The following is a 26,576-nucleotide window of genomic DNA, read 5'->3' on the forward strand; positions in this document are numbered from 1 at the left end:
GCTCGGTGGCGGCATCCATGCCGCCACACGGTCCCGCCCCCGGACGCGACACCACGCTCCCAATCTCGCTACCGCTCACCAACAAGCAATGCCATCAGGCACACGTGCAGGCGCCCGCCATAGACCGACGCATTCGCATGAAAACCGCAGGCCCTGTGTGGTGTTACTCCTGGCGGCCGGGATCCACCGAGATTAATCGGGTGACATCGAGCAATGCGGCTGGCAGATGCATGCCGCCCGGCGCGACCAGGTAGCGCGGGCGCCAGGTCGGGGCGAACTTCGATTTGAAGCGACGCAAGCCGCTGAAGCCATAGAAGCGCTCGCCGTGACGCGCGACCAGGCTGGCAAAGCGATTCCAGCGGCCGGCCAGGCGATGCTCGGCCAGGCCCGACAGCGGCGCCATGCCCAACGAGAAGCGCGTATAGCCGTTGGCTTGCCCCCACAGGAACAGCTCGATGAACAGGAAATCCATCGTGCCCTTGGGGGCCTGCGCGCTGTGCCGCATCAGGTCCACCGACAGCTCGCCGCCGGCCGGCGCTTGCCACACGTTGGCGAAGGCCACGATCTGGCCTTCCGCCTCGGCCACTGCCACCGGGAAGCGGCGCAGATAGTCCGCATCGAAGCTGCCCAACGAGAAGCCCTTCTCTTCGCCGGATTTTTCTTCCAGCCATTGCTCGGACACTTCGGTCAGGCGCGGCAGTACCGCATCCACCTGCTCGGGCTGCAGCATGCGGAAGGTCAGGCCGCCGCGCTTGCCGCGGTTCCAGGCCTGGCGCAGGTCGGCGCGGTCGCGGCCTTCCAGGGTGAAGCCTTCCAGCGGCACGATCGCCTCTTCGCCCAGCTTGACCAGGGTCAGGCCCATGTCCAGATAGGTCTGCCAGTATTTTTCGCCGACCTGGTAGAACACCGGGCGCAGGCCCATATGGTCGGCCTCTTCGCGGAAGCGCCAGATCAGTGCGCGTGCGACCTCGGGCGTGCCGACCGGGTCGCCCATCGAGATCAGCGAGCCGCCGTAACGCTGCATCATTACAAACCCACGTCCCTGCTCGTCGAGCAGGAACGCCTTGTCGCCGGTCAGCGCCAGGCAGGCCTGGGTGTCGGTGCTGCTGGCCAGGACCGGCGCCAGCGTCTGCAGGGTCTGCGCATCGGCGGCCGGCATCGGGCGGCGGCCGCCACGCAGCAGGCGCGCCATGCCGAACACGATCACGCCCACGCACAGGATCAACGCCGCGCGCAGCGCACGCGGCGCGTTGGCCGAGGTGGCGAATTCCCACCACAGGTCGTTGCTGTATTCGACGTGGCTGTAGACGAAGAACAACAGCCAGAACGTGGCCACCAGCACCAGGCCGAGGTTGCTCAGCCAGCGCCACGACCAGGCTTCGTCCAGCAGCGCGCCCTGGCGGTAGAACTCGCGCCGTGCCGCCCACAGCGCCACCGCGGCCAGCGCCGCCGACAACGACACCGAGATATGGCTGCCGCGCAACAGCGACAGCGGCGGCAGCAGGATGCACACGCCCAGTGCCAGCACCCAGGCCGCATGGCTGCGGCGTTGCAGGCCCTGGCCGATCAGCAGCAGCACCATGCCGCCCAGGCTGACCAGCAGATGCGAGGTCTCGATCAGCGGCAGCGGCGCCACTTCCTGGCGCGCGCGCGGGGTCGGCAAGGTGCCGTCGATGACCAGCGCCGCACCCACCGCAAACACTGCCAACGCCAGGATCTGCGGCAACCAGGGGCGCAGGGCCTTCCACACGGTGCGTGCGGTGCTGGCGCTGGCGCGCACCGGTGCGCCCAGGCCGGAGGCTGCCGCCATCGCCACCGAGATCAGCAGCGGCACGATGTAGTAGGTGACCCGGTAGGCCAGCGCGGCGGCCAGCACCGCAGCCGGGGTGACATGCGGCAACAGCTTGAGCAGGCTCCACTCGAACACGCCCAAGCCGGCCGGCACCGTGGAGATCAGCCCCGCGACCACCGCCACCAGCCAGATCCCGATGAAACCAAAGTAGCCGGTACCCGGGTCCGGCGGCAGCAGCACGTAGAACGCGGCGGCCGCCAGGCCCAGCTCGACCACGCTCAGCGCGGTGACGCCGAGCACCGTGGTGCGGTCGGGCAACCAGAAGCGATGACGGCCAATCCCGAATTCGCGGCCTTGCCTGCCAACCAGTCCCAGCATTGCAACGTAGCCCACCAGCAAGGCGATACCGGCGATGCGGATGCCTTCTGCGGTGATCGGCAGTGCACGCGCAGCCGCTTCCGGTTCCAGCATCAGCGCCAGGCCAAGCAACACCCAGGCGCCGAAGACGAAGCCCAGTGTGCTCATCAGCACCACCTGGCCGATCTCGGCCAGGGTCAGCCCGACGCTACCATAGCCGCGCAGGCGGACCGCGCCGCCGGTGAGTGCGGCAAAGCCCAGCGTCTGCCCCACCGCGTGCGCCATGAAGGCGGTGATGCCCACGCGCGCCGGGTGCAGCCGCTTGCCGGTGCGCTTGAGCCCGACCCAGTCAAAGCCCACCAGACAGGCGTAGCTGCTCAAGCCCAGCAGCAAGGTGAGCGCGATCTGGCCGGCACCCAGGGCACGGAACGCCTGGCGGATCTGCCGATAGCCGTGGTCGGTGAATTGTCCCGACAGCGCATGCAGCGCCATCGCCAGGATCGCCAGGCTGATGATCACCGGCAAGGCGCGGCGCCAGCCGCTGGCCGGCGCTTGGGAAGACACGGAGGTATCCGTCATGAGGGAAACGGGATCTGCTGGAGGGGAAGAAGGGCACATGCATGGTGCGTGCCGTGCGGGCGGTTGGTCTGCATGGGCCGGTCGGTGTCAAGGTACATGCAGGGTGATCGCGTGGATGCCCAATGAGGTGAACGCAGGCTTCGGTCGCGCCGACAGGTGTCGGCTCAGGACGGCCGCGCGCATCATAGGGCATCGCCGCGACCACGTGCCGCAGGCGACCCACCTGGACACGATGACCGTTGCACCACAGACAGGCAATTGATGGACGATCGACACCACACCGGCACCGCGATGCCGCCCGGGCCGTCGTGCCCGCCACGCTGGGCCGTGCAGGCCGGCGCAGTCGCCGCCTGCACGGGCATGGCCTTCATCGGATTGATTCTGCTGTTGCAATGGCTGCGTGGGGATCTGGACTGGATCGACGCACAGCTCAGCGCCTATCTGCACGGCGACCACGGCCTGCTGTTACGCACGGCCTACTGCGTGCTGGCTGCCACGATGGCGTGGATGGCGCCGGGCCTGCAGGCGGCACTTGCGCCGCCCGCGCGCAGCCGCACGGTGGTGGCGCTGTTCTGGAGCGCGGCGCTGGGCCTGAGCATGGTGTCGATCGGCGATAGCTGGATGCCGGAGCTGGCGCCCGACGCGGCCATGCTGGTGCATCTGCTCTCGGCCGACATGACGTTTCTGTGCGTGATCGCGGCGGTGTTGCTGCAATCGTGGTATTTCCGCCGCGACCGGGTGTGGCGGGGCCGCTTCACCACCGCGTCTGGCCTGGGGCTGAGCGCATTTGCGGTGTTGCTGGTCCACGTCACGGTCAGCAGCGTGCCGCTGGGCATCAGCCAGAAGAGCGCCATCGTGCTGATCGTGGCCTGGATGGTGCGGGTGGGGGCGTGGTTGGCGCAGCACCCGCGCGCCGGGGCTGCACGTTTGCCGCATTCGCGGGACAATGCCCGGGTCAATCAACCGTAGGAAGTCTGAAATGTTGCAGCGATTCGAAACGGGTCCGCGGATGTCGGAAATGACCGTCCATGGCGGCGTGTGCTATCTGGCCGGCCAGGTAGCCGAAGACACCAGCGAAGACATCACCGGGCAGACCCGCCAGGTGCTGGGCGAAATCGACAAGCTGCTCGCGCAGGCGGCCAGCGACAAGACCAAGATCCTGCGTGCGGAAATCTTCCTGGCCGACATCGCCGATTTCGACGGCATGAACGCGGCCTGGGACGAATGGGTGCCGCACGGCTTCACCCCCGCGCGCGCCACGGTCGAAGCCAAATTGGCGCGGCCGGAATGGAAGGTGGAAATCGTGATCACCGCTGCGGCAAGCTGACCGCAGGGCGGCGCGCGGTCGCGGGGCGATCGCGCGCGCCGATGGCATCGTCTGCGCGCGTGCGTTGCGCATCGCAGCGTTGCCAGCGGACGGTGGCAAATTCCCGGATGGCGCGCTGGCATGGCCGTGGTGCCAACCCGCCTGCCGGTGCGCCGGCACGAACGGAAAGCCGGGATATTCGCGTTCACCCATGCGGGCCGCGATGGTGTCTCGAGCCGCGTGCAGCGATCAGCGTTTGACGAAGCGATAGTGCGCCACACCCCACTCGCGACCCTGGTCGTAACCGAACAACTCGGCGCAGGCCAGCCAGAACATCCGCCAGCGCTGCCACCAGCGCTGCGCATCCTCGCCGTAGGTCTGCTTCAGCAGCGGCATGATCTGCGCGCGGTGGCGGTCCTGGTTCTCCAGCCAGGCGTTGGCGGTTTTTTCGTAGTGCTCGCCCGACAGCACCCAGCGCTGTTCGATGATTACGTCCTGCTGGAAATGCAGCAGGGTATCGGCCGCCGGCATCAGCCCGCCGGTGAAGAAGTGCCGCCCCATCCAGTTGTCTTCGCCGGCCACCTCGAACGGGTAGGCCAGGTCGCGATGGCAGAAGATATGCACGAACAGCTTGCCGCCCGGCGCCAGCCAGCTGCCGACGCGCGCCAGCAGCTCGCGGTAATTGCGCATGTGCTCGAACATCTCCACCGACACCACGCGGTCGAAGTTGCCCGGCGGCAGCGCCAGCGCGTTGACGTCGGCGGTGATGACCTGCACGTTGCTCAATCCGCGCACCCGGCACTGCTCCAGAATGTGCGCGCGCTGCGGACGCGAGTTGGACACCGCGGTGATGGTGGCGCCGGGATAGCGCTCGGCCATCCACAAGGTCAGCGAGCCCCAGCCGCAGCCCAGCTCCAGGATGCGTTGGCCATCGGCCAGTTCGGCGCGCTCACCGTACAGCGCCAGCATGCGTTCTTCGGCCGCATCCAGATCCGGCGTGGTGGCGTCCCAGTAGCAGCTGCTGTACTTGAGCCGGCGGCCCAGGCACAGGGTGAAGAACTGCGGCGGCAACTCGTAGTGCTGGCGATTGGCGGCATCGGTTTCGATCGCGATCGCGCTGGCACGCAGGCTGTCGATGAAGGCACGTTGGCGCTCGCCGCTGGCATCTGCACCGCCGGTGCGCTCATCGCGCAGGCGCTGCGCGCACAAGCGGCGGATGCCGTAACGCAATGCGGCGTCGGGGAGCACGCCGGATTCGGCCAGCCGGGTCGCGACGGATTCTTCGGGCAGCGAGGAGGGCGGAACGGTAATGGTGGACATACGACTCTCCAGGCGACTCAGGACGAAGGGGGAAGCGGGAAAAACGCGCTGGTGCTGCGCTGGTACTGCGCATAGTCCTCACCACGCGAGCGCAGCGCCTGCTGCTCGGTGTAGGGAATGCCGGTGAAGCGATACAGGAACACGAACATCACCACCGGCCCCAGCGCGGCCAGGGCGAGCGGCCATGGCCCGGCACCGACGGCCAGCGCCAGGTAAGCGAACCAGTGCACGAACTCGAAGAAGTAATTTGGATGCCGCGAATATCGCCACAAGCCGCTGCGGCAGGTGACGCCGCGATTGGCCGGGTTGGCCTTGTGCGCAGACAGTTGCCGGTCGGCCAGGGCTTCGCCACCGACCGCGATCAACCACACCGCGATCGCCAGCGTGCTCCACACGCTCCAGGCCGGCTTCGGGTTACTGGCAGCGGCCAGAAACGGCACACAAAACAGCACCACCACGACCGCCTGCGCCAGGAAAAAGCCCAGGAACTTGCGTTGGTCGCCGTTCCAGTGCTCGCGCAAGGCACGATAACGGCCATCTTCATGCGGGTCGCCGAACACACGCACGCCCAGATGCAGCGCCAGGCGCGCGCCCCAGACACCGCCGAGCACGGCGACCAGCACGCGCGGCAGCAGCGCGCCATCGGACATCCACGCGCAATACGGCGCAGCCAGGGCCAGGCACGCGGCCCACAGCACATCGACCGGGCCGGCATTGCCGCTGCGGCGTTGCCACAGCCAGCCGACCACCATCACCACACTCGCAAACACGCCCACATGCAGCAGCGGCCAGGCATTCATTGCAGTTCTCCCCTCGGATGGTCAGGCGATGGTCGCGCCAGGCGGCGTGCATACAGCGACAACACCCCGCAGGCCAGGCCCCAGCCGATGCCGACCGCGGCCACCGCCTGCAGCTGTGGCGGCCGGAATTCCACTGCCTGCCAGCCGCGGTGTGCCAGCCAGTAAGAAAACGGACCGAAAATCGCGCCCAGCAGCACCGCCAGCCACGGCCGCTGCATCACCGATGCCAGCGAATGGTTGAGCGTGAGCGCAAAGCCCAGCCACAACGCCAGGATCCAGGCCGGCGCCAGCAACGTGCCCGGCCACGGCGCGGCGTAGCGCACCCAGCCGCCCGCCGCCAGCGTGGTATCCAGCAGCAGGCCCAGCGACAGCGCGGCGACCAGCAGCTGCGGATCGCCCGGCGCACGCCGCGACGGCCACAGCTGATACAGCGCAAACAACGCCAGCGCCAGCAGCGTCGGCCAGATACGCGCCTGCGCTGCCGCGCTGACGGCCACCAGCCACAGCACCTGCAGGCCCAGATAGTTGCCGAGCTGCCGCATGCGTCCGCTCAAAGGCCAGGCACGAACTGCGGCGGACGTGCGCCCGGCTTGCTCAGCCACAGATGCACATCGCCGATCGAGCGCTCCAGGAAACCGGCCTCGCAATAGGCCAGATAGAACTCCCACATGCGGATGAAGCGCTCGTCATAGCCGAGCGCACGCACCTGCGGCAGCTGCGCCATGAAGCGCTGGCGCCAGGCGCGCAGCGTCAACGCATAGCTCGGCCCGATGTCTTCCAGGTTGAACAGGCGCAGGTCGCTGGCGCGTGCGATCGCGCCGGTCATCGCCGCCACCGAGGGAATGAAGCTGCCGGGGAAGATATGCCGCTTGATGAAGTCCACCGAGCGCAAGGCCTGCGCATAGCGATGGTCTTCGATGGTGATGGCCTGGATCAGCGCCTGGCCGTCGTCGGCCAGCAGGCTGCCGACCTTGGCGAAATAGGTGTCCAGATACTGATGGCCGATGGCCTCGATCATCTCGATCGACACCACCCGATCATAGCGGCCGTCCAGATCGCGATAGTCGCGCAACAACACCGTGACCCGGTCGCTCAGGCCGGCCGCGGCGATGCGCTGGGTGGCCAGTTCGAACTGCTCGCGCGAGATGGTGGTGGTGGTGACGCGGCAGCCGTGCGCGCGTGCAGCGTGCAGCGCGAAGCCGCCCCAGCCGGTGCCGATTTCCACCACGTGGTGCTGCGGGCCAAGCTGCAGTTTCCGGCAGATGCGTTCGAGCTTGCGCGTGGCTGCGCGCTCCAGGGCCGCCTCGCCCTGGGCCTCTTCGCCGTCGACGAAGATCGCCGAGGAATACATCAGGTTCTCGTCGAGAAACAGGCGGAACAACGGGTTGCCCAGGTCGTAGTGCGCGGCGATGTTGCGCCGGCTGCCGCTGCGGGTATTGCGTGCGAACGCATGCAGGCTGCGCATCGCCCAGCCGCCCAGCCGCGCGGTGCCGGTTTCCATCGCATCCAGGCGGTCGCGATTGCGCAGCAGCAGGCGCATCAACGCGACCAGGTCGTCGCAGTGCCACTGCCCATCCATGTACGACTCGCCGGCACCGACGCTGCCGTTGAGCGCGGCCTGGCGATAGAAGCCGGGGTCGATGACACGCAACTGCACCTGCAGCGCATCGGCGCCACTGGCGTTGCCGAGGGTGGTGACGCCGTCTGCTTCGTGCAGCTGCAATTGTCCATCGCGCAGCTCGCCGAGCGTGGCCAGCAGGCGCTTGCGCAACAGGCGGTCCGTCCAGGAAGCCGCGCGCGGCGCAGCGGTGTCGGGCAGGGACGTGGCGTTCATCGGGGTTCTCGCACAGGCGGATGAGGGTGATCGTGGACCGGGTTGCCGCGCAGCCACAGGCGCAGGGCCTGCCAGTGGATGGCCAGCACCACCTGCACGGTCATCAAGGGATAGGCCAGCAGCGTGCGTGCCAGGGTGCGCGCGTTGAGCGGCTGGCGCTGCAGGACCAGGGTGGCATCGAAGCGGCGTGCACCGCTGCCTGCGCCATCGGCCTCGGCCGCGGGGCTGCCGCCCGGCGCGTCGCTGCCAGGCGCATCCAGCACGTCCATATGCACGCGCAACTGCGCCTCGGGCACGCTGAAACGCCAGTCGTACTGGTGCTGCATGCCCATGAAGGGCGAGACGTGGAAGCGCTTGTCGAAGCGCCAGGCATGCACCTGGCGATGCGTGCGCGCCTGCGCGACCGGCAGCACGTAGGTGTGGCGCTGCTGCCACGGCGTATTGGTGATTTCCGCCACGATCCAGCGCAGGCCCCCGTGGCGATCGAAGCAGTAGTAGAAGCTGACCGGATTGAACACATGGCCGAAGTAGCGCAGATGCGTGAGCAGGCGGATCGCGCCATCGGGGCGCTCGCCGGTCTGGGCCTGCACGCAGTCGCGCACCGCCTGGTCCAGCGGAATGTCCGGGTCACCGAGATAATCGCTGCGCCGGAACTGCGCCAGATTGGCGCGCCCCACCGACCATAGCCAGCGCCGCGCAAACACCACGTCGAGCTCGGACAGGTCCAGGTACATCAGGAACAGCCGGTAGCGAAACGCCAGCGGCCTGGGCGCAAACCGGCGGTGCCGCACCCAACCGGTGTAGATCGCGCTGCGCATCGCGCCCACCCCGCTGACGGCACCGCTGTCCTCGCCGGGAGGCAGCGGTACCGCATCGGGGCTGGCGTCGCGCAGCAGCTGCATCACCAGTCCACTCCCAGGCCATGGGCCACATCCACGCCGCTGCGCAGGCCGTCTTCATGGAAGCCGAAGCCCCAGGCCGCGCCGGCAAACCAGGTGTGCTGCACGCCCTGGATCTCGGCCTTGCGCGTCTGCGCGGCGAGGGCGGCCGCGTTCTGCACCGGGTGGCGGTAGCGCATGCGCCGCAGCACCTTGTCCGGGGCGATGTCGTGGTTGCGATTGAGGCTGACGATGAACGGCTGCGGCGCGTTGAGCGACTGCAGGGCGTTCATCCAGTAACTCACCGTGCACGGCGCCTGCGGGTCGGCCGGTACATGCGCATTCCACGCCGCCCAGGCGCGGCGATCGCGTGGCAGCACGCTGGCGTCGGTGTGCAGGACGGTGTCGTTGTCCTGGTAGGTGATGCCGCCCAGGACCTGCCGCTCGGCTGCGGAGGCGTCGCTGAGCAAGGCCAGCGCGTCGTCGGCATGGCAGGCCAGCACCACGTTGTCGAAGTGCTCTTCGCCACGCAGGGAACTGAGCACCACACCGTTGGGCGCGCGGCGGATCGCATGCACCGGCGTGGACAGGCGCTCGAGCACCTGCCAGCGCCGGCGCAGCGCACGCACGTAGCTGCTGGATCCACCACGCACCACCTGCCACTGCGGACGCCCGCTGAGTTGCAGCATGTGGTGGTTGGCCATGAAGCCGATCAGCTGGCCCATCGGGAATTCGAGGATGCGCTGCGAGGGCGATGACCACAGTGCCGAGGCCATCGGCACCAGATGCTGGTCGCGAAACGCCGCCGAATACCCATGCCGCTGCAGGTACGCGCCCAGCGTGCTGAAGCGCTCCTGGCTGTGCAGCACCGCCGGCGCCTGCCGATAGAAGCGACGCAGGTCGGCCAGCATGCCCCAGAAGCGCGGGCTGAGCAGATTGCTGCGCTGGCAGAACAGCCCGCCCAGGCTGCCGGCGTTGTATTCGAGCCCGCTGCGCGCGTCGTGCACCGAGAAGCTCATCGTGGTCGGCTGCGCGGCCACGTCCAGCTCGGCGAACATGCGCGTGAGCAGCGGATAGTGCTGCGGGTTGAACACGATGAAGCCGCTGTCCACCGCATAGCGTTGGCCGTCCAGCTGGATGTCGTGGGTGTGCGTATGTCCACCCAGATAATCGGCGGCCTCGAACAAGGTGACCTCGTAGCGGCGCGACAGCAGCCACGCCGCGCCCAGGCCGGCGATCCCGCTGCCGACCACGGCAATCCTGCCCTCGCTCATCGGCTCACCCGCTCGGCACGTTGCGTGAGCGATGTCGGCATCGGCTTGAGGTCCCAGACCAGGCCCACCCACGACATCGCGGTGAGCCCGTACCAGGTGACGTCGTACTCCCACCAGCGCAGCCCCTGGCGCGCCGAGCCGGGAAAGAAGTGGTGATTGTTGTGCCAGCCTTCGCCGAAGGTGAGCAGCGCCAGCAGCCAGTTGTTGCGGCTGTCGTCGCGGGTGTCGAAACGCCGGCTGCCGAAGCGATGTGCCAGCGAATTGATGGTGAAGGTGGCATGGAACAACGCCACGGTGGAGATCACAAAGCCCCATACCAGCAGTTGCGCGCCGTTGGTCTGCAACGCGGGCGCGGCAACCGCCAGCCAGTCGCCGAGCAGGTATAGCCCGGTTGCCAGCAACACCGGCATCACGATGTCGAAGCGGTCCAGAAAGCGCAGCTCGGCAAAGCGGCGCAGGTCCGGGATGACCTCCCAGTCGGTGCGGAAGTTGCGCGGGGTCAGGAACCAGCCGGTATGGCTCCACCAGAAGCCGTGCTGCGCCGGCGAATGCGGATCGCGGCCGGTGTCGGTGTGGCGGTGATGATTGCGATGATGCGCGGCCCACCACAGCGGCCCGCGCTGCACGCAGGTGGCGCCGATGGCCGCGAACACGAACTGCAGCACGCGTGAGGTCTTGAACGCGCGGTGCGAGAAATAGCGGTGGTAGAACCCGGTCAGCGCAAACATGCGCAGCGCGTACAACGCCACCGCCATGCCGACCGCGAACCAGGACGCACCGACCCACAGGACCGCCAGGCAGGCCAGGTGCAGCGCGATGAAGGGCAGGGCACGCAGCCAGTCGATACGGTCTGCGCGTGCTTCGTCCAGCGGTTCGTCGGTTTGCGAATCCACCCAACGACGCAGGCTGCCGGTACGCGCTGCGATCCACCCACGTCGGCGGGTATCGGCAGGCTGCGGCGGCGCGGCATGTGGGTCAAAGCCAGTACTCGGCACGCGTGGTTCTCCGTGTGTAGTGGTGACCCTTTACGGACGCTGCCGGTAAACAGATGCACCAGCGCGTTCGATCGTCGCATGCGTGCGCGCGCTTGGCGTGCCGGTGCGAACGAATCGCGCAATTGCGCACACATTGAATCGCGCCAGCCAGGGGTGACGCAGATGAGGCTGTTACGCGCCTGACGCCGCCTGCAACGTGGTCGCAGGCGGCGTCAGGCGCGCCGGATCAGGGCGCCATTGCCAGCGTGCTGATGCCGCCCTTGGCCACCACGGTACCGGTGGCGACGCCGCCCGGTGCACCGCCCGGCGGCTCCAGCGTCACTGCCAGGATGGCCTCGTTGCTGAGCATGGGCATCAGCTGGTCGGGAATCTGCGCGCGGCGTGCACGCTGGTCGTCGAAGGTGCCCATCGAATGCGCCTTGCCGTCCGGCGTGATCAGCCATAGCTCGGGTACCTTGTCGGCGGTGGCGGTGCGATCCAGCGGCGTCACCGTGATGGTGTGCTTGTCGGCATCCATCAATGCGACATAGCCGGGGCGGCCGTCTTCGGTGGCCAGCGTGGAGGTCATCGCAATGCCGGTCGCCGGCGCGGTGGTGGCCGCCGGCGGCGTGACCGGAGTCTGTACCACCGGGCCGGTGCCCTGCGGCGGCGATACCGGTGCCGGTGGCGTGCGCAGGTTCAACAATGCCAGCAGGCACACGGCCGCAGTGGCCAGGCCGCCGGCGCTTGCCCAGCGCCAGAACCGCACACTGTTCCACACCGCTGTCGTTGGCGCGCCTGCCGGCGGCGCTGCCGACGGCGCGGGGGGCACTGCGTGCAATGGCGTATCGAAGCCGAGGGTCTGGCGGATGCGTGCCCAGACCTGGCCGGGCGGCGTCACGGCGGCGATCTCGTCCAGCAACGGCGCCAGATGTTCCTGCCACTGCGTCACTGCCTGCGCAAACTGGTCGTCGGTGGCGACGCGTTGTTCGGCAGCCAGGCGCTCGTCGGCGCTCAACAGGCCCAGCACGTATTCGCCGGCAAGCACGTCGCGCGGCGGTTCCTGGTCGATGGGAAAGGGCGTGCTCATCGTTCCAGACATGCCTTGAGTTTGGCCAGACCGCGGCGGATCCAGCTCTTGACCGTGCCGATCGGGGTGTCGGTGCGCGCGGCGAGTTCTTCGTAGGTGATGCCGTCGAAGAACGCGGTGCGGATCAATTCGCTGCGCGGCGGTTCCAGCTCCGCCAGGCAGTGGTCGATGCGTCGGCGCGTGCTGGCGCGCTCGGTGCGCTCCAGCGGCGAGGCATCGCTGGCGCGCAATTCGCCGGCATCGTCCAGCGCCACGTTGCGGCGTTGCGGGGCATTGGCGCGCAGGTGGTCGATGGCCTTGTTGCGCGCGATCATCGCCAGCCAGGTGAGCCCGCGTGCACGGGTGGGATCGAACTGCCCGGCCTTGTGCCAGATCAGCGTGAACACGTCCTGCAGCACCTCTTCGGCTTCGGCACGGTGCGGGATCATGCGCAGGCACACCCCGAACAGTTTGGGCGAGGTCTGCCGGTACAGCGCTTCGAAGGCATGCCGGTCGCCACCCGCGGTCGCGGTCAGCAGTCGTCCGGTTTCATCGTCGTCGTGGCCAGGGATGGCACTCATGCGGTCGGGCGTTTTTTGAGGTGGGGGCGATGCTACCGGACTGGGCGGACGCTGTCCTTCACTTGCGCTGCTGAAACCACAGCAGGACGGCAGCGAGCAGCAATAGGATCTCGACGCCGGCCAATGCCACCGTGGGCGCGGAGACCGGCCACAGGCGCGCCAGGGAGACGCTGCGGAACAGCACGATCGGCACGTAGAACGCGAGTGCGACCAGCAGGCCGGTGCGCGGTTGATCGATCCACGCGAAGTAGCCGAACAGGAACGCCATGCCCAGCTGCAGGCCGCCATAGATGACCAGGTATTCCGATTGCCCGGCCGGCGAGAGCTGGGTGTAACCCACGGCATTGGCGGTCTTGGCCGGCGAGAGCGTGCACCAGATCGCCAGCACGACGTAGAGCACTGCGTTGATCCAGAGGTAGGCCTTGGCCATGGCGATGGTCCTGTATGGGGAAGAGGTGACCGGGCCGTTGTACGCAACCGCGCGTGGTCGAACGTGAAGATGGCGCGGACCTGGTTCACGGGGCGCTGCAGCTCTTGACCAGCGGCTGCTCGCGCGCCTGGCGCAGCTCATCGGCGCTGACCGCACGCGCAGCGGTGTCCGGAAAAACGATGCGCACATGCGGATAGCGGCCGCGCTCGTCGCGCAGATTGCCCACGCCGCGGAATTGCAGCAGACGTTTGTCGGCGATCGAATAACGCACTTCGAGCGCGGGCACTGCCGCGCCGTACCACGCATCCAGGCTCAGGCGAAAACGGCGCTGGCCGCCGGTATCGTCGATGCGCTCGACACGGAATGCCAGCTGGCGTTGCAGGCTTGGCAGTACGAAGTCCACGCGCTGCGGCGTGCCGGCAAGCACATCCCAGTGGCTGCGCAGGTATGCATCGAAGCCGGCATCGATCACGCGCGGGCCGTCGTCGGCCGGCAGTGGCGTGCGTTGCTCGGCCTTGCCGGGTTCCTGCTGGAACATCTCGCGCACGCCGTCGCGCTGACGCACGCCCTGGCGATAGCCGTCGCGGCCGTCGATCAGGCTGAAGTCGGGCGAACTGCCGCCGCCATCGACCTGCTTGCGCGCAAACGGGCGTCCGTCGGCGCAGCGATACAGCACGACGCGCCCGCCATCGTCGAGCAACCAGTGCGACTCGCGATAGCGCAGCGCGCCGCTGTCGCCATCGAAGGCATCGCCATCCACACGGGTGACTGCCGCCGCACTCAGCGGCAAGCCGCCCAGGACCAGCAGCAGCAACGGCGGAACCGGCCGGCATACGCTGGCGAGCGCGGCAAGGGCAGCGGCGAGTGGACGCATCGGCGGATTCCTCGATGGGAGTGCCTACCAATACGAGCGCATCCGCAGTGCGGATGCGCCGGATGCGTCAGGACGTTCCTGACGCGGTGTCGTACCTGGAGGCCAATGCCACGGGTTTGGGGCGTTGGGCGCTGCCCGGAGTGCAGGTGCATGCATGGGATTGCCGGTGCCGCGCCGGTCGCGCGCGAGCGGCGAGGGCGAGGGCGCAGCCGGGTGCGGAAGCCGGGGCGTGGACACAAGTCTGCCGGCTCAGGGGGCCGGCCGCGAGCACGCACGCGTCGTGCAGGCACGGATGGCGTGCAGACATCGCGGTGCAGGTGGCACCGCCGATTCCGGGCGGGGCGCGCCTGGCACCTGCGCCGCTCGTCCGGCCAGCGGTCTAGCCGCTGGCGCGCAACACGATGCAATCCACCGGGCAGGCCGGCAGGCAGAGCGCGCACCCGGTGCACAGCGGCGCGATCACCGTATGCATGTGCTTGGCGCCGCCGACGATCGCATCCACCGGGCAGGCCTGGATGCACTTGGTGCAGCCGATGCAGTCGGCTTCGACGATCCACGCCACCTGCGCCGGTGTCTGCAGGCCGCGCGTGCGGTCGTAAGGGCGCGCGGGCACCTGCAGGACATGCGCCAGCGCACGCGCACCCGCATCGCCGCCGGGCGGGCAGTGATCGACATCCGCTTTGCCGTCTGCCATCGCTTGCGCATACGGGCGACAGCCGTCGTAACCGCACTGGCCGCACTGGGTCTGCGGCAGCAGGCGGTCGAGGCGTTCGACCAGGTCGGGCGATGCGGCGGGCGTTGCGGTGTGCATGTCAGTGCAGCAGCTTGCCGCGATACCAGCGCTGCTGTGCCAGCGCCAGCATCGGCTTGTCTTCACGGCTGTCGCCGTAGGCATGCACGCATTCGTCTTGCGACAGGTCATAGCGCAGGCGGATCTGCGCGGCCTTGCGCGGGCCGCAATCGCCTTCCGCATAGCGCCCGCTCAGCACGCCGGCGTGGTGTTCCAGCTTGTTGCAGATCAACGACAGGTCATGCTGCGCGCACCACGGCTGCAGGTACAGGTCCAGCGAGGCCGACACCAGTACCACTTCATGCCCCTGCGCCTGATGCCAGTCGATGCGCTGCATCACCTCGGCGCGCAGCACGCCCGGCAATGCAGTGCGCGCGAAATCGGCGCCGTGCGCGGCCACCTCGTCCAGCCGGCGATCACTGAACACGATGCGGGTGACCCGCGCGCGCAGCGCCGCAGCCGACACCATGCCCAACCGATACCCCAGCACCCATGGGCCGACCTGCCACTTCGCCGTCGCCAGCTGCGCGGGCGTGGCCACCTTGCGCAGGAAGCGCGCATAGCTGTCGCAGGTGGTGATGGTGTGGTCGAAGTCGAACAGGGCCAGGTGCATGAGGGGCTGGGATTGGGCAGTCGGGAGTGGGGATTGGTTAACGGCGCGGCGTCTGCTTTCCCTTCTCCCACAGGGAGAAGGTGCCCCGCAGGGGCGGATGAGGGGACGGGCCAGGCACTGGTGTCAGGTCTCCCTCAACAATCAGCTCTGGCTCCTACGATTCCCGACTCCCGATTCCCCATTCCCGCTTCACCGAACAGGCATGCCCGGCTGCGCACCAGCATCGGCGTCCAGCAGTGCCAGCGTGCCGCCGTCGAAGCCGGCCGACAGGATCATGCCTTCGCTGATGCCGAAGCGCATCTTGCGTGGAGCCAGGTTGGCGATGAACACCACGCTGCGGCCGACCAGCGTTTCCGGTTCGCCATAGCTGGCGCGGATGCCCGAGAAGATCTGGCGCTTGCCCAGCTCGCCGGCATCCAACTCGAAGCGCAGCAGCTTGTCCGAGCCTTCCACAAATTCGCACACCAGCACCTTGCCGATGCGCAGGTCGAGCTTGGCGAAATCGTCGATGCCGATGAGGCTGGGAGCGGCGGTTGGGGACTGGGGAGTCGCAACGGCCGCCGGTTTCGTCTCGGCCTTGGCCGGTGCGGGCTTGGTGGTCGCAGCGGGTGCCGCAGGTGCGGCCATGGTGTCTTTTGAAGCGTCGGTCATGGCGTCGATCAGTTTGGGGTCGATACGGGTGAACAGGGCGGTGTAGGGCTGGATCACGTGCGCGGTCAGCGGGCGCGCGACGTCGTCCCAGCTGGTCATCGGTGCCGACAGGAAGGCTTCGGCCTCGGCACAGGTGCGCGGCAGGATCGGCTTGAGTGCGGCCACCAGGATCCGGAACAGGTTCAGGCCCTGCGTGCACACCGATTGCAGCTGCGCATCGGCACCGTCCTGCTTGGCGATCACCCACGGCTTGGTGTCGTCGATGTACTTGTTGGCCTCGTCGGCCAGCGCCATGGTCTGGCGGATCGCGCTGGCCGCATCGTTGCGCTCGTAGGCCTCACGGATCGGCGCCAGTGCGGCGACGAAGCGGTCGTACTGCGCCGGGTCGGGCAGGGCGTCGGCCAGCTTGCCGTCGAAGCGCTTGCCGATGAAGCCGGCGCAGCGGCTGGCCAGGTTGACGAACTTGCCGACCAGATCCGCATTCACCCGCGCGATGAAATCGCCCAGGTTCAGGTCCAGATCGTCCACGCCGCCGGATGACTTGGCCGCGAAGTAGTAGCGCAGCGCCTCCGGTTCCAGGCCCACGTCCAGGAAGGTCCTCGCCATCACGAAGGTGCCGCGCGACTTGGACATCTTGGCGCCGTCCACGGTGAGGTAGCCGTTGACGTGCAGCCGGGTCGGCGCGCGATGGCCGGTGCCGTGCAGCACCGCCGGCCAGAACAGGCCGTGGAAGTTGACGATGTCCTTGCCGATGAAGTGATGCAGCTCGGTCTGCGTGCCGGCGACCAGATGGGCCTCGAAATCCTCGCCCATCTGCGCGCACAGGGTCTTGAAGCTGCACAGGTAGCCGATCGGCGCGTCCAGCCACACGTAGAAATACTTGCCCGGCTGGCCGGGAATCTGGAAGCCGAAATACGGCGCATCGCGCGAGATGTCCCAGGCGCGCAGGCCGCCTTCGGTGTCCAGCCATTCCTTGAGCTTGGCCTTGACGCCGGGCAGTGCCACATCGCCGGCCAGCCACTCACGCAAGAACCCGTCGAAATGGCCCACTTCGAAGAAGAAATGCTCCGAGTCGCGCAACTCCGGCGTGGCACCGGAGATCACCGACCTGGGCTCCTTCAGCTCGGTCGGCGCGTAGGTGGCGCCGCAGACCTCGCAGTTGTCGCCGTATTGATCGGCGCTGCCGCAATTGGGGCAGATGCCCTTGATGTAGCGATCCGGCAGGAACATGCCCTTGGCCGGGTCGTAGAACTGCGCCACCGAGCGGCGGCTGATGTGACCGGCGGCCTCCAGCCTGGTGTAGAAGGCCTCGGTGAGTTCGCGATTGACCGGCGAATTGGTCGAATCGTAATGATCGAAGGTCACCCCAAACGCGGCGAAATCGCGCTCATGGCTGGCCTGGATGCTGGCGATGAAGGCCTCCGGGGTGACCCCGGACTTTTCGGCGGCAAGCATGATCGGCGTGCCATGGGTGTCGTCGGCGCAGACGAACCAGGTCTTGTCGCCGCGCAGGCGGCGCGCGCGCACCCAGATGTCGGCCTGGATGTAGCCGACCAGATGGCCAAGATGCAGCGGCCCGTTGGCATAGGGCAGGGCGGTGGTGACGAGTGCGGTGCGGGTCATGGCAGGCGTAATGCGGGGGACAGCCGATTATCGCATTAGTCGGGAATGGTGGCGGGAATCGGGAATCGGGAATCGGTCAAAGCAGGGCTAGGCGACCGTGTTGTTGAGGCGCGCAGGCACTTGGCTGGCCCTGGAGCGCTATGGATCGACGATGGTCGCCTGCCAGGACTCGCTGCACAGCTACGCGTAGATGGACACGCACAAAAAAGGCGCCCTCGCGGGCGCCTGCTTTTACGATTCCCGAATTCCGAATCCCGATTCCCCAATCCCAGCTATTCACGAATCCAGGTCTGGGTGCGGCCCAATGCCTCAACGCCCACATAGCCGCGCATCTGCAACTTCTTGCCGCCGTCGGTCAGGGTGACCTTGGCCTTGTAGGTCTTGCCCTTGGCCGGGTCGAGCACCGAGCCGCCGCTCCACACCGCGGTACCGTCGGGCTTGAGGCCCCACAGGATGGTCATGCCCTTGATCGGCTTGCCCTTCTGGTTGCCATCGCACTTGTCGCAGGTCGGGTTGGGCCCATGGTTGGACTGCAGGATGTCGACCACCTTGCCGCTCAGCGTACCGTTGCCGAGCTGCTCGATCTGCACCACCGACTTGGGCTTGCCGGTTTCGTCGTCGATGGTTTTCCAGCGGCCCACCGGCGAATCGGCGGCCTGGGCCAGCAGCGAGGCGGCGGCCAGCGGCAGGGCCAGCATCAGGGTCTTGAAGGTCTTGCGCATGTGTCCCCTCCCAGGGATTGCTGTGGCCGCCGTCGGCGGCCTGACCGGAATGTATACCGTGGAGTATGGTGGGGGAAAGGCGCGCCGCGGAATGCGTTCATGCCACGCGCGCCCGGTGCCGTTGCCGGTCCAGGTCCGCTGACGGGGCCGGGTATGTCTCATGTCAGCGGTCATGGCGCTGTTCGGCTCGCTTGCGCTGCCGGCTGTGTGTCCCGCATGCCCTCGCCGATCACCGATCAGCAGCCACGGCAGCAACCACCCGCTATTGCAGCGTCACCTGCTTGCGGTTGTCCGCCGGCACGCGATCGATCAGCTTGTTGTCCGGATCGAAGCCGGCCTCGATCGGCAGGCGGTCGACGGTCATGCTGAAACTGGGCGCGGCGCTGGTGACATGCTGCCGTTGCAAGGCCAGTACCGGCGCCTGTGCGTTCTTGCCGGCCGGAGCACCGTAGATCGCCACCTCGATCCAGTCGTCCAGCGGCACCGCCTGCTCCTTGCCCGTGCCGTCGGCCTGCAACTTGGCCGCCTGCGTTTGCACGGTCACCTCGAAACGGCCATCGGGGCGCTTGCGCGCCTGCGCGCTGACCACGCGGTTGTCGTAGAAGGTGATCTTCTCGAACAGGTCGGTGATCAGTTCTTGCTGGTCCGGGCGTGCCTGGGCCCGAATGGCCTGCAGCAACTCGGCCGAGGTGGTGTAGGGCGGCTGCTGGAATGCCTTGGCCGCCAGGAAGCGCTGCAATGCACGATTGAGCGCCTGCTCGCCGAGCTCCTCGCGCAGCCGGTAGAACGCCAGCGAGCCCTTGCGGTAGTGGATGTATTGCTGGTCTTCCACGCGATACAGCGGCAACTCCTCGATGGTTTCGCCACCACGGCCTTCCAGATAGCGATCCAGTTCGTAGCGGAGGAAGCGGCGCATATGGGCGCGTCCGTACTCGCGCTCCATCACCATCAACGCCGAATACTGCGCCAGCGATTCGGACAGCAAGGTGGCGCCCTGCACGTTCGCCCCGATCACCTGATGCGCCCACCACTGGTGCGCCACTTCGTGCGCGGTGACATAGAACACGTAGTCGATGTCGTCTTTGTCGCGCAGGTCGGCGATGAAGCCGATCGACTCGGAATAGGGGATGGTATTGGCGAATGACTGCGCAAAGCGCGCGTAGCCGGGGAACTCGATGATGCGCACCTGACGATGCTGATACGGGCTGAAGTTGGCTTCGTAATAGGTCAGCGACTTCTGCACGCTTTCGATCATGCGCTGCACGTTGTACGGGTGCTTGGAGTCGTAATAGACCTCGATCGGGATGTTCTTGTAACGCGCCTTGCGCACTTGCCAACGTGCCGACAGGTAGGCGTAGAAATTGAGCATCGGCCGGTCCATCACGTAGCGGAAGCAGCGCCTGCCATCGCGTTGGAATTCCTGCTGCAGATAGCCCGGTGCCAGGGCGATCTGATCCGGCGCGGTGCAGACGGTGCTGGCAAAGTCGAGCCAGTCGGCATCGTCGCTGACGTAGGTGTTGGCGCGCGCGGCCTGGTCCTCGAGCTTGGGCATACGCGTGGGTTCGCCCAGGCCGCGCTTGCGGCGGTCGTTGCGGTCGCTGATCTCGGTCCGGGTGTTGTAGCCGAACCAAGGCAGCAAGGTGTTGTTGAAAAAGCTGCCATTGGCGACCAGTTCGGTCTGTGCCTGCTCGGCGGTGAGGCCATGTGGATGCTGGTCCACGTGGAAACGGAATACGCGCTCTTCGCCGGGTTGCAGCGGCCGCTGTAGTCGATAGATGCGGTAGCCGGCCGGCACGTCGTGCAGGGTCAGCGTTTGCCCGCCCAGGTCCACCTTTACCAGGCTGCGGTCCCCCGTGCGGCCCTGCATGCCGATGTGCACCTCGCTGATCGGCGTGGGGTGGGTGTTGCGCACCGTCCAGGTGGCATCGATGACCACCGACTGGGTTTCCGGATGCAGGTCGACATGGTTGTCGACGGCGATGATGCGCGGCTGCGGCAGATCCTTGTATTTGCGGTAATCGCGCTCGTAGCGCGCCTGCAGGTCCAGCCGCTGTTCCGGCGACAGGAAGCTGTTGTAGACGTTGGTGTTCCAGTACAGCCAGCCGCCGACCGCCACGAAGCCGAGCAGGCTGACCGCCAGGGCCGCACCGGCCGGGCTGCGCAGGCGCTGCAGCGCCTGCCGCACACGCTGGCGCAGGCCATGGCCCACGCCACGTGGCCAGAACGCCGAAGACAGCAACAGCAGGGCCAGCAGGAACACGCCCCAATAGCCCTGGAACCACAACTGGCCGGGCAGGAAGTGCCCGTAGCCGTTCATGTCCGAATACGGCGCATTGGGCCAGCCGCCGAAGGTGTAGAGGTTCTGGGTGTAGTCGAGCATCGACAGCGCCGATTGCCCGATCAGCACCAGCATCAGCAACGCATAGCCGACGAACTTGTTGTTGCTCAGCACCTGCAGCGCCAGCGCCATGCCGCCCATCAGCACATACAGTACCGAGCCCAGCGCCAGCGTCTTGAGATACAGCAGCGGCTCGATGCTGGTGTAGCCGTGGCCCAGCTGCAGCGCGATCGCGGTCACCGCACCGGCGAGCTGGAAGCTGGCGATCACCGCCAGCAAGGCCACAAACTTGCCCAGCAGGGGAACCCAGTCCGGCACCGGCATGGCATCGGTGATGCCGTCGATACGGTTGCTGCGTTCTTTCCACACCAGTTCGCCGGCATAGAACAGCACCACGATGATCAGCAGAAAGCTGTAGCTGTTCTGCAGCGCCTGCAGCATCAAGGAGGTGACCGGCAGCACGGCGGTGCCGTAAAGGCGCGCAGTGAACAGTGCGGTCGGAATGAAATTGGCCAGGCCCAGCATCAGCAGCACCACGAACGGCGCGCTGCGCAGCACGCCGAGCGTATCGAAACGGATCTGGCGCAGCAGTTGCCGCCATGCGGTGGCCGCGCCGAAGCTGGGCGTGACCGTCAGGCGTGTCGTGGTGACGCGCGCGCTGGCGGGAGGTGCATCAGCAGGCGCAACCGACGCCGCACCACGGCGCCGCCGCGTCCCGCTGCGCTCGGTACGGAACAGCGCGAACGTGGCGGCAAACAACATACCGCTCATGCCCAGCCACAGCGCGCGATTGGCGAGCAGGTAACCGGTCAGCGGCGGCAGCTGGTGATTGCGCTGCTCCACCGACCAGTAGCGCAGCGTCTGCGACAACGCGCGAATGCCGAGCGGGTCGGACAGCGTGGCGATCCATACATTGTCCAGGTCGGCCATCAGCGCACGGCTCACGCCGTACAGCACGAAGAACACGATCACACCGATATAGACCCACAGGATGCTGCGCGTGGTCACCGCCAGCACCGACAGCAGCGCGGTGGTGAACAGCAGGTTGGGCAGCACCAGCACCAGCAGCGACCACAGATAGGGCAGTACGGCGACCGGCCCGAGCCGGGCCTGATCGAACCACGGCATGAACTGGGCGGCGAACATGCCCAGCGCGATCACCACATACATCAGCATGCCGGCAATCAGCGCCGCGCCGATGCGGCCGAGCAGATAGTCGCGTCGCCTTACCGGCGTGGAAAACACCAGCTCGGCGGTGCCCAGGTCGAAGTCGCGCAGCAAGGCATTGCTGACGAACAGGGTGGTCACCAGTAGGCCGAGCAGGCTGAAAAGTCCGAGCAGTGTGGCGATCACCGTAGGCGCATTGCGCAGCACGTTGCCGATGCCACCGCCGATCTGCACCGCGTCGCTGGACAGCGCGGCAAACGCAAGCAGCGCATACAACGCAGCCAGCAGCCACAGCAGGGGCGAGCGCAGTTGTTCGCGCAGCTCGAAGCGCAGGAACGCCAGGATCATCGCAGCGCTCCGTCAGGCGGCCAGCGCTTGCGTGCGCAGGCGTTGGAAATAGACGTCCTCCAGATCGGGAGCGACCTGTTCGAAACCCGGCTCCGGGCAATCGGTACTGAACACGTGGATCACCGGGTGGCCGGCAATCAGGCGCGTGGACAGCACGGTGAAGCGTGCCTCGTAATCGGGCAATGCCTGCTTGCTGACCTGTTTGCGCCAGACCTGCTGCTGCAGCATGGCGATCGCATCGGCAGGCCGCCCGGTCAGCAGCACCTGGCCCCTGTTCATGATGGCCATCGTCGGGCACAGGTCGGTGACATCTTCGACGATGTGGGTGGACAGGATCACCACGACGTTTTCGCCGATTTCGGCCAGCAGATTGAGAAAGCGATTGCGCTCTTCCGGATCCAGCCCGGCGGTGGGCTCGTCGACGATGACCAGTTGCGGGTTGCCCAGCAGCGCCTGCGCGATGCCGAAGCGCTGGCGCATGCCGCCGGAATAGGTGCCGAGCTTGCGCTTGCGCGCATCCCACAGATTGACCTGCTGCAACAGCCGCTCGACCACCTCCTTGCGTTGGCCGCGATCGGTGAGCCCCTTGAGCACGGCGAAGTGATCGAGCATGTCCAGCGCGCTCACCTTCGGGTACACGCCGAAATCCTGTGGCAGGTAGCCCAGCCGGCGCCGCAACGCGTCCTTGTCGGTGAGCACGTCGATGCTGCTGCCATCGGCGCCGGTCAGGCTGACGCTGCCCGAATCGGGCTCCTGCAGCGTGGCCAGCGTGCGCATCAGCGACGACTTGCCGGCGCCGTTTGGCCCCAGCAGTCCGAACATGCCGCGAGGGATGTCGAGGGTGACGCCTTGCAGCGCATGCACGCCATTGGCGTAGGTCTTGGACAGCGCGCGGATCTGCAGCATGGACGGTTCCTGTGTCCTGGGGTGGTTGGATCTTCACGACGTTGCGGTATCGCCGCATCCGCCGGAAGTCACAGCGACGATCGACTACGCCTGTTCGACGTGCCCGTGCGGCGGATGTGACCGAACCCTGCTGTCCGCTGCGCTCAACCGACCTCGTACAGCTCCAGCGGCAAGTCATCCGGGTCGGCGAAGAAGGTGAAGCGGCGGCCGGTGTATTCGTCGATGCGGATGTCCTCGGTGCTCACCTCGTGCGCAGCGAGATGCGCCACGGCCGCGTCCAGATCCTCGACGCGGAAGGCGAGATGGCGCAGGCCGCGGGCTTCCGGGCGGCTGGGGCGCAGCGGTGCGTCGGGAAACGAAAACAGCTCGATCTGGCCGCCATCGGGCAGCGCCAGGTCCAGCTTCCAGGAATCGCGCGCCTGCCGGTAATGCTCATCGAGCACCCGCAGGCCCAGGATGTCGCAGTAGAACCGCTTGGAGACCGCGTAGTCGCCGGCGATGATCGCCACGTGGTGGATGCCGGCCAGCTTCATGCGGCGCCTCGCACGCGTTGCGGACACGGGCGCTGCTGCGGGGCCGGCACGGATGCGCGAGGCGCGGCGACAGCGATCCGGGCTGCCAGACGTGCCGGTAGCCGGGATGCGCTCCAGCGCTGCGTCTGCGCCGCCGTGCGTGTGTGCAGATGGTATGGCATGGCAACAGTCCGGATGAGCAGTCGCGAGGATACCCCCGGTAGCGCCAGGGCGTGTCGTGCCGGCCGGGCCGAGCGCGAAGCGTACGTGGGCCGATCGTGGGCGCGACATGCCGCATGGCATCCCGCAATACCTGGTTGTGCGTCACGCCTGGCCACTGCATGGCTGTGCTCGCCTGCGCGCGCATGGCAGGATGCGCTGCCACCGATCAGACACGCCGATGCCCGACCCGTCGTCCACCGCCGCACCGCAATTCCAGCGCAGCATGCAGGTGCGCCATCTGGTGATGCTCTCGCTGGGCGGGGTCATCGGCACCGGGCTGTTCTTCAACACCGGCTACATCATCGCCAGCACCGGTGCGTTGGGCACGGTGATCGCGTATCTGATCGGCGCGCTGGTGGTGTACCTGGTGATGCAATGCCTGGGCGAGCTGGCGGTGGCGATGCCGCAGACCGGCGCCTTTCATGTGTATGCCGCGCGGTATCTCGGCCCGGCCACCGGGTACGTGGTGGCGTGGCTGTACTGGCTGACCTGGACGGTGGCATTGGGCTCGAGCCTGACCGCGGCGGCGTTCTGCATGCAGTACTGGTTCCCGCACACCCCGGCATGGCCGTGGTGTCTGCTGTTCTGCGCGCTGATCTTCGCCCTGAACACGGTCTCGGCGCGCTGGTTTGCCGAAGGCGAATTCTGGTTCTCGCTGATCAAGGTGATCACGATCGTGCTGTTCATCGTGCTCGGTGGTGCGGCGGTGATCGGCGTGTTGCCGTTGGCCGATGGGTCGCCGGCGCCGGGATTGCGCCACCTGCGCGCCGACGGCTGGTTTGCGCAAGGCACGCTGCCGATCCTGATGACGATGGTGGCGGTGAACTTTGCCTTTTCCGGCACCGAGTTGATCGGCGTGGCCGCGGGCGAAACCGCGCAGCCGGCGCGTGCGATTCCGCTGGCGATCCGCACCACGCTGGTACGGCTGGTGGTGTTGTTCGTCGGCACCGTGCTGGTGCTTGCCGCGTTGCTGCCGGCCGAGCAGGCGGCAGTGGACACCAGCCCGTTCGTGCGCGCGTTCGAGTCGCTGGGCATCCCGTATGCGGCCGATGTGTTGAATGCGGTGATCCTGACCGCGATCCTGTCGGCGGCCAATTCCGGCCTGTATGCGGCCGCGCGCATGTTGTGGTCGCTGGCCAACGAGGGCACGCTGCCGGCGCGGCTCGCAGGCCTGACCCGTCGCGGCATCCCGTTGCCGGCCTTGATACTGAGCATGTTGGGCGGCCTGTTGGCGCTGCTCACCGGCGTCTATGCGGCCGATACCGTGTTCGTGGCGATTTCGGCGGTGTCCGGTTTTGCGGTGGTGGTGGTGTGGCTGAGCATCTGCGCCTCGCATTACGTCTTTCGACGCCAGTTGCTGCGCGACGGCATCGCGCCGGAGAGCCTGGCCTACCGCGCGCCGTGGTATCCGTGGACGCCGCTGCTGGGGTTTGCGCTCTGCCTGCTGGCCTGCATCGGCCTGGCATTCGATCCGCAGCAGCGCATTGCGCTGTGGTGCGGCATCCCGTTCGTGGCGCTGTGCTACGGCGCCCATGCACTCACCCAATGGCTTGCCAGCAGGAGGCCACACGCATGACGATTCTTCCCCGCCAGCCGCGCGCCGGGGCGCCTTTCAGCCAGGCGCTGCAGCACGACGGCTACGTGCTGCTCGACGGTGCGCTTGCCACCGAACTGGAACAACGCGGTTGCGATCTCAACGATGCGCTGTGGTCGGCGCGCGTGCTGATGGAGCAGCCGGAGCTGATCTACCAGGTGCATCGCGACTATTTCGCCGCCGGCGCGCAGTGCGCCATCACCGCCAGCTACCAGGCCACGCCGCTGGGCTTTGCCGCGCGCGGACTGGACCTGGCGCAGTCGCAGGCGTTGATCGCACGCAGCGTAGATCTGGCCGCACAGGCACGCGCCGATCATCTGCAGGCGCAACCGCAGGATGCGCCGTTATGGGTGGCCGGGTCGGTCGGGCCGTATGGCGCGTACCTGGCCGATGGCTCGGAATACCGCGGCGATTACGCGCTGCCGCTGGCGCAACTGATGGACTTCCATCGCCCGCGCATCGCCGCGCTGGCCGCAGCTGGCGTGGATGTGCTGGCCTGCGAAACGCTGCCGTCGGCCAGCGAGATCGTCGCGCTGCGGCTGCTGCTGGAGGAATTCCCGCAGCTGCCTGCGTGGTTCTCGTTCACCTTGCGTGATGCGGCGCATTTGAGCGATGGCACGCCGCTGGCGCAGGTCGTGCCGGCGCTGGATGCCTGCGCGCAGGTGATCGCGGTGGGCATCAACTGCATTGCGCTGGAAGATGTCACCGCCGCGCTGCAAAGCCTGTCCGCGCTGACCGCGCTGCCGCTGGTGGTGTATCCAAATTCCGGCGAACACTACGACGCCAGCAACAAGCGCTGGCACGCCGGCGCCGCGCAGGCGTGCACCCTGGCCGATCAGCATGCGCAGTGGCTGGCCGCAGGTGCGCGGTTGATCGGCGGCTGCTGCCGCACCACGCCGCGCGACATCGCCGCGCTGGCGGCCGCACGCGTGGCGGGTTGAAACGCAGCCGGTAGAGCAGCGGCGTTGATCGCAGGGCAGCGCCTCGGACGAGCCTGTCAGCCGCGTGTGTGCCACTGGCAG

General features: G+C 67.3%; 23 protein-coding genes. 4 read left to right on the plus strand and 19 right to left on the minus strand.

Going from position 1 to position 26,576, the window contains the following annotated elements:
* Positions 1 to 163 precede the first annotated feature (163 nt).
* Entirely contained in the window at positions 164 to 2,728 is a 2,565-nt protein-coding gene (mprF, locus tag EO139_RS00380) for a bifunctional lysylphosphatidylglycerol flippase/synthetase MprF (RefSeq protein ID WP_126968972.1), read from the minus strand.
* A gap of 261 nt (positions 2,729 to 2,989) precedes the next feature.
* On the opposite strand from mprF, the gene EO139_RS00385 reads away from it, so the two are divergent.
* Together EO139_RS00385 and EO139_RS00390 are read left to right on the plus strand one after the other, a co-directional pair.
* Positions 2,990 to 3,697, plus strand: a complete 708-nt coding sequence (locus EO139_RS00385) for a DUF998 domain-containing protein (protein ID WP_119128997.1) — start codon at positions 2,990 to 2,992, stop codon at positions 3,695 to 3,697.
* 10 nt (positions 3,698 to 3,707) lie between these two features.
* On the plus strand, positions 3,708 to 4,055 hold the full coding sequence (locus EO139_RS00390; RefSeq protein ID WP_104583431.1) for a RidA family protein: 348 nt from the start codon (positions 3,708 to 3,710) through the stop codon (positions 4,053 to 4,055).
* A gap of 228 nt (positions 4,056 to 4,283) precedes the next feature.
* Here EO139_RS00390 and EO139_RS00395 read toward each other — a convergent pair whose 3' ends face one another.
* The 18 genes from EO139_RS00395 to EO139_RS00480 all read right to left on the minus strand — a co-directional run bounded on the left by EO139_RS00395 (position 4,284) and on the right by EO139_RS00480 (position 23,759).
* Entirely contained in the window at positions 4,284 to 5,354 is a 1,071-nt protein-coding gene (locus EO139_RS00395; RefSeq protein ID WP_119132377.1) for a cyclopropane-fatty-acyl-phospholipid synthase family protein, read from the minus strand.
* A gap of 17 nt (positions 5,355 to 5,371) precedes the next feature.
* Positions 5,372 to 6,154 carry a DUF1295 domain-containing protein gene (locus EO139_RS00400; protein ID WP_126968973.1) on the minus strand — a complete coding sequence of 261 codons (783 nt, stop codon included), beginning with the start codon at positions 6,152 to 6,154 and terminating at the stop codon, positions 5,372 to 5,374.
* Positions 6,151 to 6,696, minus strand: coding sequence for a DUF2878 domain-containing protein (locus tag EO139_RS00405; RefSeq protein ID WP_126968974.1), 546 nt, complete (start codon positions 6,694 to 6,696; stop codon positions 6,151 to 6,153). Before EO139_RS00405 ends, EO139_RS00400 begins: the two co-directional genes overlap by 4 nt.
* A gap of 8 nt (positions 6,697 to 6,704) precedes the next feature.
* Complete coding sequence (locus EO139_RS00410; protein WP_126968975.1) at positions 6,705 to 7,988, minus strand: cyclopropane-fatty-acyl-phospholipid synthase family protein; 1,284 nt, start codon at positions 7,986 to 7,988, stop codon at positions 6,705 to 6,707.
* Positions 7,985 to 8,890, minus strand: a complete 906-nt coding sequence (locus EO139_RS00415; protein WP_126968976.1) for a DUF1365 domain-containing protein — start codon at positions 8,888 to 8,890, stop codon at positions 7,985 to 7,987. The genes EO139_RS00410 and EO139_RS00415 overlap by 4 nt, the downstream gene beginning before the upstream one ends.
* Positions 8,890 to 10,140 (minus strand): FAD-dependent oxidoreductase, encoded by a 1,251-nt coding sequence (locus EO139_RS00420; protein WP_119129002.1) that lies wholly within the window; start codon positions 10,138 to 10,140, stop codon positions 8,890 to 8,892. The genes EO139_RS00415 and EO139_RS00420 overlap by 1 nt, the downstream gene beginning before the upstream one ends.
* Positions 10,137 to 11,135: a fatty acid desaturase gene (locus EO139_RS00425; RefSeq protein WP_126968977.1), complete on the minus strand. Its 999-nt coding sequence runs from the start codon at positions 11,133 to 11,135 to the stop codon at positions 10,137 to 10,139. Before EO139_RS00425 ends, EO139_RS00420 begins: the two co-directional genes overlap by 4 nt.
* Before the next feature lie 226 nt (positions 11,136 to 11,361).
* Positions 11,362 to 12,204, minus strand: a complete 843-nt coding sequence (locus EO139_RS00430) for an anti-sigma factor (protein ID WP_164739653.1) — start codon at positions 12,202 to 12,204, stop codon at positions 11,362 to 11,364.
* Complete coding sequence (locus tag EO139_RS00435; protein ID WP_104583421.1) at positions 12,201 to 12,764, minus strand: sigma-70 family RNA polymerase sigma factor; 564 nt, start codon at positions 12,762 to 12,764, stop codon at positions 12,201 to 12,203. The genes EO139_RS00430 and EO139_RS00435 overlap by 4 nt, the downstream gene beginning before the upstream one ends.
* Before the next feature lie 58 nt (positions 12,765 to 12,822).
* On the minus strand, positions 12,823 to 13,194 hold the full coding sequence (locus EO139_RS00440) for a DUF4345 family protein (RefSeq protein ID WP_104648322.1): 372 nt from the start codon (positions 13,192 to 13,194) through the stop codon (positions 12,823 to 12,825).
* 85 nt (positions 13,195 to 13,279) lie between these two features.
* Positions 13,280 to 14,068 carry a hypothetical protein gene (locus tag EO139_RS00445; RefSeq protein ID WP_126968979.1) on the minus strand — a complete coding sequence of 263 codons (789 nt, stop codon included), beginning with the start codon at positions 14,066 to 14,068 and terminating at the stop codon, positions 13,280 to 13,282.
* Positions 14,069 to 14,447: 379 nt separating this feature from the next.
* The gene (gene rnfB / locus EO139_RS00450) at positions 14,448 to 14,879 is read right to left on the minus strand and encodes an Rnf electron transport complex subunit RnfB (RefSeq protein ID WP_104583418.1); all 432 of its coding nucleotides are present in this window, start codon (positions 14,877 to 14,879) and stop codon (positions 14,448 to 14,450) included.
* A gap of 1 nt (position 14,880) precedes the next feature.
* Positions 14,881 to 15,471, minus strand: coding sequence for an HAD family hydrolase (locus EO139_RS00455; RefSeq protein WP_104583417.1), 591 nt, complete (start codon positions 15,469 to 15,471; stop codon positions 14,881 to 14,883).
* Positions 15,472 to 15,660: 189 nt separating this feature from the next.
* The gene (metG, locus tag EO139_RS00460) at positions 15,661 to 17,745 is read right to left on the minus strand and encodes a methionine--tRNA ligase (protein ID WP_126942235.1); all 2,085 of its coding nucleotides are present in this window, start codon (positions 17,743 to 17,745) and stop codon (positions 15,661 to 15,663) included.
* Between the two features lie 272 nt (positions 17,746 to 18,017).
* Positions 18,018 to 18,467 carry a DUF2147 domain-containing protein gene (locus EO139_RS00465; RefSeq protein WP_104583415.1) on the minus strand — a complete coding sequence of 150 codons (450 nt, stop codon included), beginning with the start codon at positions 18,465 to 18,467 and terminating at the stop codon, positions 18,018 to 18,020.
* 262 nt (positions 18,468 to 18,729) lie between these two features.
* The gene (locus tag EO139_RS00470; RefSeq protein WP_126968980.1) at positions 18,730 to 22,320 is read right to left on the minus strand and encodes a M1 family aminopeptidase; all 3,591 of its coding nucleotides are present in this window, start codon (positions 22,318 to 22,320) and stop codon (positions 18,730 to 18,732) included.
* 12 nt (positions 22,321 to 22,332) lie between these two features.
* On the minus strand, positions 22,333 to 23,226 hold the full coding sequence (locus EO139_RS00475; RefSeq protein WP_126942241.1) for an ABC transporter ATP-binding protein: 894 nt from the start codon (positions 23,224 to 23,226) through the stop codon (positions 22,333 to 22,335).
* A 143-nt stretch (positions 23,227 to 23,369) separates the two neighbouring features.
* Positions 23,370 to 23,759: a VOC family protein gene (locus tag EO139_RS00480; protein ID WP_104583413.1), complete on the minus strand. Its 390-nt coding sequence runs from the start codon at positions 23,757 to 23,759 to the stop codon at positions 23,370 to 23,372.
* Between the two features lie 379 nt (positions 23,760 to 24,138).
* Between EO139_RS00480 and mmuP the strand changes: the two genes are divergently transcribed.
* Positions 24,139 to 25,536 (plus strand): S-methylmethionine permease, encoded by a 1,398-nt coding sequence (gene mmuP, locus EO139_RS00485; protein ID WP_126968981.1) that lies wholly within the window; start codon positions 24,139 to 24,141, stop codon positions 25,534 to 25,536.
* Positions 25,533 to 26,495: a homocysteine S-methyltransferase gene (gene mmuM, locus EO139_RS00490; protein WP_126968982.1), complete on the plus strand. Its 963-nt coding sequence runs from the start codon at positions 25,533 to 25,535 to the stop codon at positions 26,493 to 26,495. Before mmuP ends, mmuM begins: the two co-directional genes overlap by 4 nt.
* Positions 26,496 to 26,576: the final 81 nt, after the last annotated feature.

The sequence above is a fragment of the Xanthomonas sp. BRIP62411 genome (genome assembly GCF_003993525.1).
GTDB classification, from domain to species: Bacteria; Pseudomonadota; Gammaproteobacteria; order Xanthomonadales; family Xanthomonadaceae; genus Xanthomonas; species Xanthomonas euroxanthea.

Bases quoted from the DNA above. Each gene is read 5' to 3' on its own strand.
- mprF (WP_126968972.1), bottom strand. From the start codon at position 2,728: ATGACGGATACCTCCGTGTCTTCCCAAGCGCCGGCCAGCGGCTGGCGC.
- EO139_RS00385 (WP_119128997.1), top strand. From the start codon at position 2,990: ATGGACGATCGACACCACACCGGCACCGCGATGCCGCCCGGGCCGTCG.
- EO139_RS00390 (WP_104583431.1), top strand. From the start codon at position 3,708: ATGTTGCAGCGATTCGAAACGGGTCCGCGGATGTCGGAAATGACCGTC.
- EO139_RS00395 (WP_119132377.1), bottom strand. From the start codon at position 5,354: ATGTCCACCATTACCGTTCCGCCCTCCTCGCTGCCCGAAGAATCCGTC.
- EO139_RS00400 (WP_126968973.1), bottom strand. From the start codon at position 6,154: ATGAATGCCTGGCCGCTGCTGCATGTGGGCGTGTTTGCGAGTGTGGTG.
- EO139_RS00405 (WP_126968974.1), bottom strand. From the start codon at position 6,696: ATGCGGCAGCTCGGCAACTATCTGGGCCTGCAGGTGCTGTGGCTGGTG.
- EO139_RS00410 (WP_126968975.1), bottom strand. From the start codon at position 7,988: ATGAACGCCACGTCCCTGCCCGACACCGCTGCGCCGCGCGCGGCTTCC.
- EO139_RS00415 (WP_126968976.1), bottom strand. From the start codon at position 8,890: ATGCAGCTGCTGCGCGACGCCAGCCCCGATGCGGTACCGCTGCCTCCC.
- EO139_RS00420 (WP_119129002.1), bottom strand. From the start codon at position 10,140: ATGAGCGAGGGCAGGATTGCCGTGGTCGGCAGCGGGATCGCCGGCCTG.
- EO139_RS00430 (WP_164739653.1), bottom strand. From the start codon at position 12,204: ATGAGCACGCCCTTTCCCATCGACCAGGAACCGCCGCGCGACGTGCTT.
- EO139_RS00435 (WP_104583421.1), bottom strand. From the start codon at position 12,764: ATGAGTGCCATCCCTGGCCACGACGACGATGAAACCGGACGACTGCTG.
- EO139_RS00440 (WP_104648322.1), bottom strand. From the start codon at position 13,194: ATGGCCAAGGCCTACCTCTGGATCAACGCAGTGCTCTACGTCGTGCTG.
- EO139_RS00445 (WP_126968979.1), bottom strand. From the start codon at position 14,068: ATGCGTCCACTCGCCGCTGCCCTTGCCGCGCTCGCCAGCGTATGCCGG.
- rnfB (WP_104583418.1), bottom strand. From the start codon at position 14,879: ATGCACACCGCAACGCCCGCCGCATCGCCCGACCTGGTCGAACGCCTC.
- EO139_RS00455 (WP_104583417.1), bottom strand. From the start codon at position 15,471: ATGCACCTGGCCCTGTTCGACTTCGACCACACCATCACCACCTGCGAC.
- metG (WP_126942235.1), bottom strand. From the start codon at position 17,745: ATGACCCGCACCGCACTCGTCACCACCGCCCTGCCCTATGCCAACGGG.
- EO139_RS00465 (WP_104583415.1), bottom strand. From the start codon at position 18,467: ATGCGCAAGACCTTCAAGACCCTGATGCTGGCCCTGCCGCTGGCCGCC.
- EO139_RS00470 (WP_126968980.1), bottom strand. From the start codon at position 22,320: ATGATCCTGGCGTTCCTGCGCTTCGAGCTGCGCGAACAACTGCGCTCG.
- EO139_RS00475 (WP_126942241.1), bottom strand. From the start codon at position 23,226: ATGCTGCAGATCCGCGCGCTGTCCAAGACCTACGCCAATGGCGTGCAT.
- EO139_RS00480 (WP_104583413.1), bottom strand. From the start codon at position 23,759: ATGAAGCTGGCCGGCATCCACCACGTGGCGATCATCGCCGGCGACTAC.
- mmuP (WP_126968981.1), top strand. From the start codon at position 24,139: ATGCCCGACCCGTCGTCCACCGCCGCACCGCAATTCCAGCGCAGCATG.
- mmuM (WP_126968982.1), top strand. From the start codon at position 25,533: ATGACGATTCTTCCCCGCCAGCCGCGCGCCGGGGCGCCTTTCAGCCAG.